Annotated in this window: 10 protein-coding genes; 7 read left to right on the forward strand and 3 right to left on the reverse strand. The window is 72.3% G+C overall.

Annotated elements, in window-relative coordinates; genetic code table 11:
- Window positions 1-7: 7 nt before the first annotated feature.
- From ACFYO8_RS28430 to ACFYO8_RS28445, 4 genes are all read left to right on the forward strand, one after another.
- The gene (locus tag ACFYO8_RS28430) at window positions 8-988 is read left to right on the forward strand and encodes a sugar ABC transporter permease (RefSeq protein WP_354865323.1); all 981 of its coding nucleotides are present in this window, start codon (window positions 8-10) and stop codon (window positions 986-988) included.
- A 105-nt stretch (window positions 989-1093) separates the two neighbouring features.
- Window positions 1094-1894 (forward strand): carbohydrate ABC transporter permease, encoded by an 801-nt coding sequence (locus tag ACFYO8_RS28435; RefSeq protein WP_354865982.1) that lies wholly within the window; start codon window positions 1094-1096, stop codon window positions 1892-1894.
- Entirely contained in the window at window positions 1891-3324 is a 1434-nt protein-coding gene (locus ACFYO8_RS28440; RefSeq protein ID WP_354865321.1) for a GH1 family beta-glucosidase, read from the forward strand. Before ACFYO8_RS28435 ends, ACFYO8_RS28440 begins: the two co-directional genes overlap by 4 nt.
- Before the next feature lie 83 nt (window positions 3325-3407).
- The gene (locus ACFYO8_RS28445) at window positions 3408-4454 is read left to right on the forward strand and encodes a LacI family DNA-binding transcriptional regulator (protein WP_354865319.1); all 1047 of its coding nucleotides are present in this window, start codon (window positions 3408-3410) and stop codon (window positions 4452-4454) included.
- 21 nt (window positions 4455-4475) lie between these two features.
- On the opposite strand, the gene ACFYO8_RS28450 is transcribed toward ACFYO8_RS28445, so the two are convergent.
- Window positions 4476-5687: an acyl-CoA dehydrogenase family protein gene (locus ACFYO8_RS28450; RefSeq protein WP_354865317.1), complete on the reverse strand. Its 1212-nt coding sequence runs from the start codon at window positions 5685-5687 to the stop codon at window positions 4476-4478.
- The gene (locus ACFYO8_RS28455) at window positions 5688-6761 is read right to left on the reverse strand and encodes a phosphotransferase family protein (protein ID WP_354865315.1); all 1074 of its coding nucleotides are present in this window, start codon (window positions 6759-6761) and stop codon (window positions 5688-5690) included.
- A gap of 149 nt (window positions 6762-6910) precedes the next feature.
- Between ACFYO8_RS28455 and ACFYO8_RS28460 the strand changes: the two genes are divergently transcribed.
- Window positions 6911-7615, forward strand: coding sequence for an amino acid-binding protein (locus ACFYO8_RS28460; RefSeq protein ID WP_354865313.1), 705 nt, complete (start codon window positions 6911-6913; stop codon window positions 7613-7615).
- Window positions 7616-7695: 80 nt separating this feature from the next.
- On the forward strand, window positions 7696-8784 hold the full coding sequence (locus tag ACFYO8_RS28465) for a GNAT family N-acetyltransferase (protein ID WP_354865311.1): 1089 nt from the start codon (window positions 7696-7698) through the stop codon (window positions 8782-8784).
- Between the two features lie 176 nt (window positions 8785-8960).
- Here the strand turns inward: ACFYO8_RS28465 and ACFYO8_RS28470 are convergent, their stop codons facing one another.
- A complete protein-coding gene (locus ACFYO8_RS28470) occupies window positions 8961-10526 on the reverse strand; it encodes an aldehyde dehydrogenase family protein (RefSeq protein ID WP_354865309.1) in 1566 nt (521 codons plus the stop codon).
- A 427-nt stretch (window positions 10527-10953) separates the two neighbouring features.
- On the opposite strand from ACFYO8_RS28470, the gene ACFYO8_RS28475 reads away from it, so the two are divergent.
- Window positions 10954-13824 carry a glycoside hydrolase family 9 protein gene (locus ACFYO8_RS28475; protein ID WP_387257761.1) on the forward strand — a complete coding sequence of 957 codons (2871 nt, stop codon included), beginning with the start codon at window positions 10954-10956 and terminating at the stop codon, window positions 13822-13824.
- The last annotated feature ends 140 nt before the right edge of the window (window positions 13825-13964 follow it).

A 13964-nucleotide genomic window follows, 5' to 3' on the forward strand; every position in this document is an offset into this window, starting at 1 on the left:
ACTCCCCATGAGCCTCGACCTGCACGCCGCGGCGCCGCCCGAACCCGGCCCGCCGCGCGCCGCCCGTCATTCGCGCCGCCGTTCCGCCTCCCTGACGCGCCTGGACCTGAAGTACTCGCCGTACCTGTACGTCCTGCCGTTCTTCGTGATCTTCGCCGTGTTCGGCGTGTACCCGATCGCGTACACGGTCTGGATCGCGCTGACCGACCGGTCGCCGCTGAACTCGACGATCTCCTTCGTCGGGATGGACAACTTCGTCGAACTGATCACCCAGGACCCGCAGTTCTGGAACGCGGTGGTCAACACCTTCGGCATGTTCCTGCTCTCCACGGTGCCCCAGTTGCTGCTGGCGCTGATGCTCGCCAACGCGCTGAACCGGAAGCTGCGCGCGCAGACGTTCTTCCGGATGGCCATCGCGATGCCGATCATCACCTCGACCGCCGTGGTCGCGCTGATCTTCTCGATGATCTACGCCAAGGACTTCGGCCTGGTCAACTGGCTGCTCGACAGCGTCGGCCTGGATCCGATCGACTGGCGGGCGAACCGCTTCGCCTCGTGGTTCGCCATCTCCACCATGGTCGACTGGCGCTGGGTCGGCTACAACGCGCTGATCTACCTGGCCGCCATGCAGTCGATCAGCAAGGACATGTACGAGGCCGCGGCGCTGGACGGCGCCTCCCGGCGGCGCCAGTTCTGGTCCATCACGGTCCCGCAGCTGCGCCCCACGATCATCTTCACGCTGATCATCTCCACCATCGGCGGCCTCCAGTTGTTCACCGAGCCCCTGCTGTTCACCAGCGGCTCGGGCGGTCTCTCCGGCGGTTCGGAGGGCCAGTTCCAGACCATCACGATGTACCTGCTCGACGTGATGAACCAGCGCTTCAGGTGGGGTTACGCCGGAGCGGTCGCGCTCGTGCTCTTCGTGCTCATCGCGTTGATGTCGGCGATCAACTACCTGCTCGCCCGCCGCATCAGCTCCGACAAGTGAGGTGACGAGATGACGACCACCGCCGTCCGCCCGCCCACCCGGCAGAGCCCGCCGGTGAAGACCACCCATCGGGCCGAGCGGCTCTGGAAGGCCAGCCCGCTCACCATGATCGGCCTGATCTTCGGCGTGCTGCTCTCCCTGTTCCCGTTCTACTGGATGATCGTGATCGCCAGCCGGACGAACGACGCGGCCAACTCCTGGCCGCCGCCGTTCCTGCCCGGCGGCAAGCTCGGCGAGAACATCGAGCGGGTGCTCGCCAACAGCGACGCCAACATCGTCAAGGGCCTGATGAACTCGTTCCTGGTCTCCGGGACGATCACCGTCGCGACCGTGTTCTTCGGCTCGCTGGCCGGCTTCGCGTTCGCCAAGCTGCGCTTCCGGGGCAAGAACGCGCTGCTGCTGATCATCCTCACCTCGATGATGGTGCCGATCCAGCTCGGCGTGCTGCCGCTGTACATCCTGATGGCCAAGCTCGAGTGGCTGAACACGATGCCGTCGGTGACCGTTCCGTTCCTGATCGGCGGCTTCGGCATCTTCATGATGCGCCAGTACGCCGAACAGGCGGTACCGAACGAGTTGATCGAGGCTGCTCGGGTGGACGGCTGCTCCACGTGGCGGGTGTACTGGCACGTGGTGGTCCCCGCGCTGCGTCCGGCCGCCGCGGTGCTGGGTCTGCTGACCTTCATGGAGCAGTGGAACCAGTTCTTCTGGCCGTTCGTGGTGCTGGCGGACCCGTCCAACCCGACCGTCCAGATCTCGCTGCGCAGCCTCAACACCGCCTACTTCGCCGACAACTCGCAGATCTTCGCCGGTACGTTGATCGCGACCCTGCCCCTGTTCATCGTGTTCGTTCTGTTCGGCCGCCAGATCATCGGCGGCATCATGGAAGGCGCCGTCAAGTCGTGAGCAACCCAGCAAGCCCGCCTGCCGTCGGCGTCCTCGACGCCGGTCCGGCCCTCACCTTCCCGCCGGACTTCCTCTGGGGCGCGGCCACCGCCGCGTACCAGATCGAGGGCGCGGCGACAGAGGGCGGCCGTGCCCCGTCGATCTGGGACACGTTCAGCCACACCGAGGGCCGGACGGTGGCCGGGCACACCGGCGACGTGGCGTGCGACCACTACCACCGGATGCCGGACGACGTGCGGCTGATGGCCGACCTGGGCCTGCGGTCGTACCGCTTCTCGGTGAGCTGGCCCCGGGTGCAGCCGGGCGGCACGGGCGGGATCAACCAGGAGGGCATGGACTTCTACCGCCGGTTGATCGACGAGCTGCTCGGCCACGGCATCGAGCCCTGGCTGACGCTCTACCACTGGGACCTGCCGCAGCCGCTGGAGGACGCGGGCGGCTGGCCGGCCCGGGACACCGCCGGCCGCTTCGCCGAGTACGCCCACCTGGTCGCCGAGGCGCTCGGTGACCGGGTGAAGTACTTCACCACGCTGAACGAGCCGTGGTGCTCGGCGTTCCTCGGCTACGGCTCGGGCGTGCACGCGCCGGGCCGCTCGGACGGCGCGGACGCGGTCCGGGCCGGGCACCACCTGATGCTCGGGCACGGCCTGGCCGTGCAGGCGGTACGCGCGGCCCGCCCGGAGGCGCAGATCGGCATCACCGTCAACCTGTATCCGGTCACCCCGGCCACCGGGTCGGCGGCGGACGCCGACGCGGCCCGCCGGATCGACGCGCTGGCGAACCGGTTCTTCCTCGACCCGGTGCTGCGCGGCGCGTACCCGGAAGACCTCGTGGCCGACCTGCGCGGCGTCACCGACATGGGGCACGTGCGCGACAGCGACCTGGCGACCATCTCCACCCCGCTGGACATGGTCGGGGTCAACTACTACAGCCGGCACGTGGTGGCCGCCCCGGTCGAGGGCGCGGAGCCGGAGCCCTACTGGCGGGCGCCGTCCTGCTGGCCGGGCAGCGAGGATGTCCGGTTCGTCACCCGGGGTGTCCCGGTGACGGACATGGACTGGGAGATCGACGCCCCCGGCCTGGTGGAGACGCTGGAGCGGGTCCACCGGGAGTACACCGACCTGCCGCTCTACGTCACCGAGAACGGCTCGGCGTTCGTCGACGAACTCGTCGACGGCCGGGTGGACGACCCGGACCGGCTGGCCTACTTCTCCGCGCACCTGCGCGCGGCGCACGCCGCGATCGAGGCCGGCGTGCCGCTCAAGGGCTACTTCGCCTGGTCGCTGATGGACAACTTCGAGTGGGCCTGGGGCTACACGAAGCGGTTCGGCATGGTCTATGTCGACTACGACAGCCAGGCCCGGATCGCGAAGTCAAGCGCCAGATGGTACGCCGACGTGATCCGACGCAACGGACTGCCCGCACAATAAGCTGGGCCAGCCAGTAACGGGCGGCCCGGCGCCGACGCCCCAATCGGTGCCGGGTCCGCCCGACCGTCGGAGGAGCACAGACGATGACAACGCAGCGCACCCGGTCGCTCGGGCGTCCGACCCTCGACGCGGTCGCGGCTCGCGCCGGCGTCGGGCGCGGCACGGTCTCCCGCGTGGTCAACGGCTCGCCGCAGGTCAGCCCGGAGGCGCGGGCCGCCGTCCAGCAGGCCATCGCCGAGCTGGGGTACGTCCCGAACCGCGCCGCCCGTGCGCTGGTCACCCAGCGGACCGACTCGGTGGCCCTGGTGGTGTCCGAGTCGGGGGAGCGGGTCTTCACCGAGCCGTTCTTCGCGGCCATCGTCCGGGGTGTCAGCTCCGGGCTGGTGGAGACGCCGATGCAGCTCTGGCTGGCCATGGTGCAGTCGCCGATCGAGCGGGAACGGGTGGAGCACCACCTGACCAACCAGCACGTGGACGGCGTACTCCTGCTCTCCCTGCACGACTCCGACCCGCTGCCCACGCTACTGGAGGAGCGCGGCCTGCCGACGGTGCTCGGTGGCCGCCCGGCCCGGATGCTGCACCCGAACGCGCAGCCGGCCTGGTTCGTCGACATGGACAACGTCGGCGGCGCGCGGCAGGCGGTCGAGCACCTGTTCCGCAAGGGCCGCCGGCGGGTCGCGACCATCGCCGGCCCGCAGGACATGGGCGCCGGCCTGGCCCGGCTCTCCGGCTACCGGGAGGCCGTGCGCGCGGCCGGCGGCCGGGTGGATCCAGGCCTGATCGCGTACGGGGACTTCAGCGAGGGCAGCGGCACCGCGGCCATGCGCCGGCTGCTCGACGTCTGCCCGGAACTGGACGCCGTGTTCGTCGCCTCCGACCTGATGGCCTTCGGCGCGCTGCGCGCGTTGCGCGAGGCCGGCCGCCGGGTGCCCGAGGACGTGGCGGTGATCGGCTTCGACGACGCGCCGATCGCGCGCCAGGCCGAGCCGCCGCTGACCACCGTGTTCCAGCCGGTGGAGGAGATGGGCCGGCAGATGGCCCGGCTGCTGGTCTCCCGCATCCGCGGCGAGGAGGTCCCCTCCCCGCACGTGCTGCTGGACACCGAACTGATCCACCGGGCCTCCGCCTGACCCATCCCTCGGCCGCGGCGGTCAGGCCCAGCGGCGCAGCTCGCGGCGGGCCAGCGACGCGCGGTGGACCTCGTCCGGGCCGTCGGCCAGGCGCAGCGTGCGGGCCTGTGCCCACAGCTCGGCCAGCGGGGTGTCCTGGCTGACCCCGGCCCCGCCGTACGCCTGGATGGCCTTGTCGATCACCCACTCGGCCATCAGCGGCGTAGCGATCTTGATGGCCTGGATCTCGGTGTGCGCGCCCTTGTTGCCGACGGTGTCCATCAGCCACGCGGTCTTGAGCACCAGCAGGCGGGCCTGCTCGATCCGCACCCGGGACTCGGCGATCCAGTCGCGTACCACGCCCTGCTCGGCGAGCGGACGACCGAACGCGACCCGGTCGAGGGCTCGCCGGCAGAGCAGTTCCAGGGCCCGCTCGGCCATGCCGACCAGGCGCATGCAGTGGTGGATCCGGCCGGGGCCGAGCCGGGCCTGGGCGATGGCGAAGCCGGTGCCCTCCTCGCCGATCAGGTTGTCCGCCGGCACCCGTACGTCGGTGAAGTCGATCTCGGCGTGCCCGCCGTGCGAGGCGTGGCTGTAGCCGAAGACCCGCATCCCGCGCCGTACCGTCACGCCGGGGGTGTCCCGGGGGACCAGGATCATGCTCTGCTGGCGGTGCCGGTCGGCGTCGGGGTCGGTCTTGCCCATCACGATGAAGATCTCGCAGCGCGGGTCCATCGCCCCGGACGACCACCACTTGCGGCCGTTGATCACGTAGTGGTCGCCGTCGCGGGTGATCCGGGTGGCGATGTTCGTGGCGTCGGAGGAGGCCACCTCCGGCTCGGTCATGCAGAACGCGGAGCGGATCTCCCCGGCCAGCAGCGGCGTGAGCCACTGCTTGCGCTGCTCCTCTGAGCCGAACTCGGTCAGCAGCTCCATGTTGCCGGTGTCCGGCGCGGCGCAGTTGAGCGCCTCCGGCGCCAGGTGCGGGCTGCGGCCGGTCAGCTCGGCCAGCGGCGCGTACTGGAGGTTGGTCAGCCCGGCGCCGTAGCGGGCGTCGGGCAGGAACAGGTTCCACAGCCCGCGTTCCCGGGCCTGCGCCTTCAGCTCCTCCATGACCGGCGGGCGGGCCCACGCGTCGCCGGCGGCGAGCACCTGCTCGTGGTGCACCGGCTCGGCCGGGTACACGCACTCGGTGAGGAACGCCTCCAGCCGTTGCCGCAGCTCGACCGTCCGGTCGTCGTACGCGAACTCCATCTAGCTCTCCCTCACCGCGCGCAGCCCGTGTGCCACGAGCGGCGCCACCATGTCGCCGATCCGGTCGAAACCCTCGCCCAGCGTCTGCCCGAGCGTGTGCCGGTAGTGGATGCCCTCGCAGATCACCGCGAGCTTGAAACAGCCGAGCGCCACGTGCCAGTGCAGCGGGCCGACGTCGACGTCACTGCGCCCGGCGTACCGCTCGATCAGTTCGGCGCCGGTGGGGAAGCCGGCGCGCGGCCCGATGCCGTCGGCCACCGGGTTGCCCTCGCCGTGGTCGCTGTCGCCGAGCACGTCCCAGTACGTCAGCAGCAGGCCGAGGTCGGCCAGCGGATCGCCGAGCGTGGCCATCTCCCAGTCGAGCACCGCCCGCACGGCCACCGGGTCGACGGTGGCGAGCAGATTGTCCAGCCGGTAGTCGCCGTGCACGATCCGGCCCGCGTTCGCGCCCTCGGGCACGCTGGCGGCCAGCGCGTCGCGCAGCTCGTCGATGCCGGGCAGCGGCCGGCTGCGGGACCGGTCGAGCTGGCCGGCCCAGCGGCGTACCTGCCGGGCCAGGTAGCCCTCCGGACGGCCGAAGTCGGCCAGCCCCACCTCGGCCGGCTCGACCCGGTGCAGCGTGGCGAGCGTGTCCATCATCGCCATCGCGAGGTCGCGCCGCTGGGCGCCGGTGAGCGCGTCGGTCTGCTCCCGCCGCCGGTAGACCTCGCCGTCGACTTTCGCCATCAGGTAGAACGGCGCACCGACGACGCTGTCGTCGGCGCAGAGCAGCAGCGCCTCCGGCACCGGTACGCCGGTCGGCGCGAGCGCCGAGATCACCCGGTGCTCCCGGGCCATGTCGTGCGCGGTGGCCAGCACGTGTCCCAGCGGCGGCCGGCGCAGCACCACCTCGCGGTCACCGGCGCGGAGCAGGTAGGTGAGGTTGGACTTGCCGCCGGCGATCAGCCGGGCCGACAGTGGCCCGCTCAGGTCCGGCCGGTGGACGGCCAGATGGGCGGCGAGCCGGTCGAGGTCGAGCCCGCGCGGGGCCGGACCGGTCGAGGGCGCGGCGACATCGGCGGCCGGATCGGTCATCCGATTAGTTGATGGCAGCTCAGCTTTGTTGTCAAGGTCGGGTTTTCCCGGCGGGACATGCACCTGCAACAGGGGCGAAATGGTCAGCCGGCAGGCTGGGCCCCAGCCTGCCGGCGCTCCGCCGGCCCGCCGAGCGGAGGGGATCAGACATGCTGCTGAGAGTTCGGGTGACCCTGCCGGACCGTCCGGGCACGCTCGGCCAGGTGGCCCGCACACTCGGCGTCTCCGGCGCGGACATCGTGCAGGTGGTGGTGCTGGAACGGCTCGGCGGCCGGGCGGTGGACGACTTCACCGTGGTCTGGCCCGGTGCGGCGCGGGTGGAGCGGATGCTCGCCGGGCTGGCCGCGATACCCGGCGTCCGGGTGGACGGCGTGTGGCGCGCGATCGGCGCGCCCACCACCACCGGTCAGGACGCCGAGCTGCTCGCCCAGGTGGCGGCCAACCCGGTCGACGGGATGGCCACGCTTGTCGACGCGGTGCCGGGGCTGCTCGCCGCGGACTGGGCGGTGGCCGCCGTCGTACCCCTGGACTGGGCCTCACGCAGCGGCGAGGCCGGCGTCGCGGCCATCGGGCACGCGAGCTGGCGGGCGCCGGCGCCGCCGCGCCTGCCGGAGGTGACCCCGCTGCGGGCGCGCGCGATGAGCAGCCCGGAGGGGCACCACTACGCGGTGGCGCCGTTCGGCCGGGCCGGGCTGGTGCTCGTGGTCGCCCGCGACCACAGCGAGCCGCTCACCGCCGCCGGGTTCCACTCCACCGAGGTGGACCGGCTCGCCCAGCTCGTCCGCGCCAGCGCGGTGATCCTCGGTGACCGGCTGGATCTGGTCGGCACGCCGCCCGTGACCACCGTCACCTGACCGGACGGCCGGCGTCACCCCGGGGCAACGGGCCCGCAACAGGCGGACGGCATGGTCGGTGCCGAGGAAGGGAGACAACCATGGCGCTGTGGCGGATCCGAGCCACCGTGGACGACCGGCCGGGCTACCTGTCGGTGCTCACGGCGAGCCTCGCGTTGCGCGGGGTCAACATCCTCAGCGTGCAGGTGCACACCACCGAGGCCGGCGCGGTCGACGACTTCCTGGTCGACGCGCCCGAGCAGGTGACCGAGGCCGAGCTGCGGGCCGCCGTGGAGCGGGGCCGGGGGCGGGACTGCTGGGTCGCGCGCAGCGGGGCGCGCGGGCTGGCCGACGAGCCGACCCGGCTGCTCGGGCTGGCCGGGCGGCTGGTCCGCGACCCGGACGCGACCGGTGAGGTGCTGCGGACGCTGCTCGGCGCGGACGCGGTGAGCTGGCGTCCGACGTCCCCCGCCGCGCCGGGCGGGGTGGGCGGCACCACGATGGTGCTCGCCGACCCGGCCGGCGGCGCCCACGAACTGCACCGGCGGGAGCCCAGCTTCACCCCGGCCGAGTACGCCCGCGCGCAGGCCCTGGTCGAGCTGGCGGCCACGCTCGCCCGGCGGGACGCCGACCGGATCACGCTGGTGCTGCCGGACGGCGGCGAGGTGTCGGTGCGGGCCGCGACCGCCGAGGACGTCCCCGGCGTACGCGAACTGCACGGCGCCTGCTCGGCGCGCAGCCGGCAGCGGCGCTACCTGAGCGGGGCGGCGGACCCGTCGCCGGCCCGGCTGCGCCGGCTGCTGGAGCCGGCCCGGGGCGTGACCCTGCTCGCCACGGCGGGCTCCGGCGGGGCGGCGGAGCCGGTCGTGGCGATGGCGAACCTGCTCGGCGAGGGCGACGAGGCCGAGGCGGCGCTGCTGGTCCGCGACGACTGGCAGCGCCGGGGCCTCGGCTCGGCGCTGCTGCGCCGCCTGCTGGGCCACGCCGACCGGGCCGGATACGCCGCCGTGCTGCTGCACGTGCAGGCCGAGAACAGGCCGATGCTGCGGACGCTGCGCCGGCTGGACCGGCCGGTGGCGATGGAACGCGACGGCAGCGTGCTGACCGCGACGCTGCCGCTGGCCCCACGGCCGGCGGTCGAGCCGGCCGCGCGGGCCGAGGTGACGGTGCCCGCGCAGCGGTCGAGTTGAGCTGACGGCCGACCGGCCGGACCCCGGAGGTGCGCCGCAACGGCGCGGCACACCCGAGAGGTCCGGACGGGCGGCCGGAACCGGCGCGGTCACGCGCCACCCGGGCCGACCTCCGATACGGAGGACGGTGACACGGCGGGGCTCCCGGTGCGGGGGCCCCGCCCGTCTGTGTGCGGTCAGGTGGCCGGGTAGCTGCTGTAGTCGGGGAAGTTGCCGTAGAGCCGGCCGTCACCGCCGACGGTGACCGCCTGCACGAGCAGGTCGCCGCCGACGAACGCGCCCTTCCAGGACGCGCCCCGGCCGCCGAACGGCTCGTCCCGGTCACCCCGGGAGCGCGGCTTGTTGATGCCCACCTTGAACGCCTGGAGGTCCACTGCCAGCTTGCCGGCGAGTTCCTCGTCGTCGCAGGCGAGCGACGCGACGAGCGCGCCGTTGGAGGCGTTCATCTGGGCCAGCAGCTCGTCGGTGGTGTCCACCACGACGATCGTGTCGACCGGGCCGAACGGCTCGGCGTGCATGAGGCGGGACCGGCCGGGCGGGGCCAGCAGCACGGCCGGGGCGACGTACGCGGACGTGTCCTGCCCGTCCAGGAACGGCGCGCCGTCCAGCTTGCCGCGGTGCAGCGGCACGGCGCCGCCGCGTACCGCCTCGTCGACCTTGCGGCGCAGCTCGTCGGCCTTGGCGCCGCTGATCAGCGGCCCGAAGTCCAGCTCCGGCAGCGGGTCGCCGGCCCGCCACGTCTCGTCCACCGCGAGTGGGTGGCCGAATCGGATCGAGCGGACCACCGGCAGGTACATGTCGAGGAACTCGTCGACCAGGTCGCGCTGGACCACGAACCGGGGGTACGCGGTGCAGCGCTGCTTGCCGTACTCGAAGCCCTTGCGCAGGTGTGCGGCCAGCGTGTCCCACTGGGAGTAGTTCCAGATGCCCCAGGCGTTCAGGCCCTCCTGCTCGATGAAGTGCCGCTTGTCGCAGTCGAGCAGCGCGGCGGCGACCTTGCCGCCGTTGGAGCGCCCGCCGACGAACGCGACCGCGCCGATCTCCGGCGCGCGGACCAGCACCTCGGACAGTTCCTCGCCGCTGCCGGACAGCAGCGTGGCGGGCAGCCCGGCGCGGCGCATCAGCGCGTGCGCGACGGTGAGGCAGACCGCGCCGCCCTGCGACGGCGTCTTGGCGATCACCGCGTTGCCGGCGAGCAACTGCACCAGCTCGGCGTGCACCAGCACGCTCATCGGGTAGTTCCAGGAGGCGATGTTGCTGACCGGGCCGGGCAGCGGCTCCCGGCCGTCGGCGAGCATCCGCTCGATCTCCTGCACGTACCAGCGCACGCCGTCCAGCGCGCGGTCCACGTCGGCGCAGGCCAGCCGCCACGGCTTGCCGATCTCCCAGACCAGCAGCAGGGCGAGCAGGTCGCGGTGCGCGGTGAGCGCGTCGACCGCGTCGGTGACCCGGGCTGTGCGCTCGGCCAGCGGGGTCTGTGCCCACTCCCGGTGCGCCGCGGCGGCGTGGGCGACGGCGGCGCGCGCGGTGTCGGCGTCGAGCCGGGCCAGGCCGACCAGCACCGTGTTGTCCACAGGGGTACGGACGGCGGTGGGCGTGCCGAGCGCGCGCCAGTCGCCCTGAACGAGGTTGTGCAGCGTCGTGGCGCCGTCGGGGCCGGTGCCGAACGCCTCGGGTGTGGCGGCCACCGCCCGGGCGAGCGTGTCGGACCAGGAGGTGCCTTCGGCGAGTCGTAGAGCCATCGCGATCTCCTCAGTGTCGTCCGGGGAGCGGCGGCGTCGATGGCACCGCAGGTCAGGCGTACTGTCCCGCGGGGCCGAACAGCCGGGCAACCGTACGCTCGTATGCCAGGACGGCCGAGCCGCCGCCGGTGCCCTCCCGGACGCATTCGACATCGCGACGATGCCCCTGAGCTGGGAAAGAGCGGGCTCTATATCCATACGCATCTATGATGTGATCCAGCTCCCGATGGTTACCCATGAGTACGCCCGGGTGTCCCGGATCAGCGCCCTCTTCCCCTGTGATGAACGGCGCATTACATTGTCGTTTATCCATGGGAGCGCTCCCGAGGCTTCCCGGGTACCCACCACCACCGCCACGCGGCAGCCGGAGCCCCGAATCCCCGTCCCGCTCCGGCTGCCGCACTGGCGCCAGTCACAGGAGCTCGCCATGCCCCGTCCGATTCCGCCACCAGGAGGCCGGTCCCGGCTCCGCCGGCTGTTCGCCGCCGGCGCCGCGCTGGCCGTCGGCCTGGCCACGGCCGTCGCCGCCCCTCCGCCCACGTCCGCCTCCGCCGCGCAGGCCGCGCCCGCGTTCAACTACGCCGAGGCGTTGCAGAAGTCGCTGTTCTTCTACGAGGCGCAGCAGTCCGGCCGCAAGCCCTCCTGGAACCGCGTCTCCTGGCGCGGCGACTCGGCGCTCACCGACGGCGCCGATGTCGGCGTCGACCTCACCGGCGGCTGGTACGACGCCGGCGACCACGTGAAGTTCGGCTTCCCGATGGCGTTCAGCGCCACCATGCTGGCCTGGGGCGCGGTCGAGTACCGCGAGGGGTACGTCGCGTCCGGCCAGCTCACCCACCTGCTGAACAACCTGCGCTTCGTCAACGACTACTTCGTCAAGGCGCACCCCGCCGCGAACGTCCTCTACGGACAGGTCGGCAAGGGCGACGACGACCACAAGTGGTGGGGACCGGCCGAGGTGATGCCGATGGCGCGGCCCGCGTACAAGATCGACGCGAGCTGTGGCGGCGCGGACCTGGCGGGGGAGACGGCGGCCGCGATGGCCGCCTCGTCGATGGTCTTCCGGTCCACCGACGCGGCCTACGCGGACAAGCTGCTCGGCCACGCCAAGCAGCTCTACACGTTCGCCGACACGGTGCGTAAGAGCTATCACGAGTGCATCACCGACGCGACGAGCTTCTACAAGTCGTGGAGCGGCTACCAGGACGAACTGGTCTGGGGCGCGATCTGGCTGTACCGGGCCACCGGCGACGCCACCTACCTCGCCAAGGCCGAGAGCGAGTACGACAAGCTCGGCACCGAGCCGCAGTCCACCACCCGCTCCTACAAGTGGACCATCGCCTGGGACAACAAGCAGTTCGGCGCGTACGTGCTGCTGGCGAATCTGACCGGCAAGCAGAAGTACGTCGACGACGCCAACCGGTGGCTGGACTACTGGACGGTCGGCGTCAACGGGCAGCGGGTGCCGTACTCGCCGGGCGGGATGGCGGTCCTCGACTCGTGGGGTGCACTGCGGTACGCCTCGAACACGGCGTTCGCCTCTCTGGTCTACAGCGACAAGACCACCGACACCACGCGCAAGGCGCGCTACCACGACTTCGCCGTCCGGCAGGTCAACTACGCGCTCGGTGACAACCCGCGCAACTCCAGCTACCAGATCGGCTTCGGCGCCAACTCGCCGCGCAACCCGCACCACCGCACCGCGCACGGCTCCTGGTGGGACAGTCAGACCGTACCCACCGAGACCCGGCACGTGCTCTACGGCGCGCTGGTCGGCGGCCCGTCGGCGGCAAACGACGCGTACACCGACAGCCGGTCGGACTACGTGATGAACGAGGTGGCCACCGACTACAACGCCGGCTTCACCTCCGCGCTGGCCCGGCTCACGAACGAGTACGGCGGCAGCCCGCGCGCCGGCTTCCCGTCCGCCGAGACGCCCGACATGGACGAGATGACCGTGGAGACCACTGTCATGCAGGCCGAGCCGCGTGCCACCGGGCTCAAGGCGATCGTCTACAACAAGTCGGCGTTCCCGGCCCGGGCGCTGACCACCGGTAAGTTCCGGTACTACTTCCGGCCCGACGGCACCGGCCCGGTCACCGTGACCCCCGGCTACACCCAGGGCTGCCCGTCGCCGTCGACCGCCAAGCAGTTCTCCGGCGACATCTGGTACGTCGAGGTCGACTGCACCGGCTACACCATCGCGCCGGCCGGGCAGTCGCAGCACCGGATGGAGGTCCAGTTCAAGATCGGGGTGCCGGAGGGCGGCACCTGGGATCCGACGAACGACCCGTCGTACCAGGCCACCGCCGGCCCGAACCGCAAGGTGCCGCTCTACTCCGGCGGCGTGCGCGTCTGGGGCGAGGAGCCGGGAACGGCCACCCCGGACACCACCGCGCCGAGCGTGCCCGGCGCGCCTGTGGCGTCCGCCGTCACGTCCAGCGGACTCACGCTGACCTGGGCCACCTCCACCGACACCGGGGGCAGCGGCCTGGCCGGGTACGAGGTGACCCGTACCTCGGCGGGCGCCGACCCGGTCGTCACCGCCTCGACCGGGGCCACCCTGGCCGTGACCGGACTGGCTCCGGAACGGACGTACCAGTTCACCGTGCGGGCGCTCGACGGCGCCGGCAACCGCTCGGCGGCGTCGGCGGCGCTGGCCGTCACCACGCCGGCCGGCCCGGCGCCGGACACCACCCCGCCGACCGCGCCCGGCACGCCCACCGCCTCCGCTGTCGGCGCCACCGGCCTGACCCTGACCTGGGGCCCGGCCACCGACGCCGTCGGGGTCACCGGCTACCGCGTCTACCGCGGCGGGAACGTCCTGGTCGGCTCCACCGCCGGCACCACGCTGGCGGTGACCGGGCTGACCGCCTCCACCACGTACACCTTCACGGTGGTCGCGGTGGACGCGGCCGGCAACGTCTCGCCCGCGTCGCCCGGCGTCACGGTGACCACCACGGCCCCGCCGGCCGGCGGCGGCTGCGCGGTGACCTGGACGGCGAACACCTGGGACACCGGGTTCACCGCGAACATCACCGTCACGAACACCGGCACCACGGCGATCAACGGCTGGACGCTGGCGTTCACGTTCCCGAGCAGCGGGCAGAAGGTCGGGCAGGCGTGGTCGGCGAACGTGACCCAGACGGGCGCCGAGGTGACCGCCTCGAGCCTGTCCTACAACGGGACGATCGCGGCGGGGGCGTCGACCAGCTTCGGCTTCAACGGCACGCACACCGGCAGCACCGCGAGGCCCGCCGCCTTCACGCTGAACGGCTCCGCCTGCACCGTCTCCTGACCGTCGGCGCGGCGTGGCCGGTACCGCACCCGGGTGACCGGCCACGCCACACCCTCCCGGCCAGAGCTTTTCCGAAACGTTTCCGAAACACCATTGTCCCAGTCGGTGCCGGATGAAAGCATCGATGAAATTAGATTTCT

It is taken from the genome of Micromonospora sp. NPDC005257, from assembly GCF_042872445.1.
Lineage (GTDB): Bacteria > Actinomycetota > Actinomycetes > Mycobacteriales > Micromonosporaceae > Micromonospora.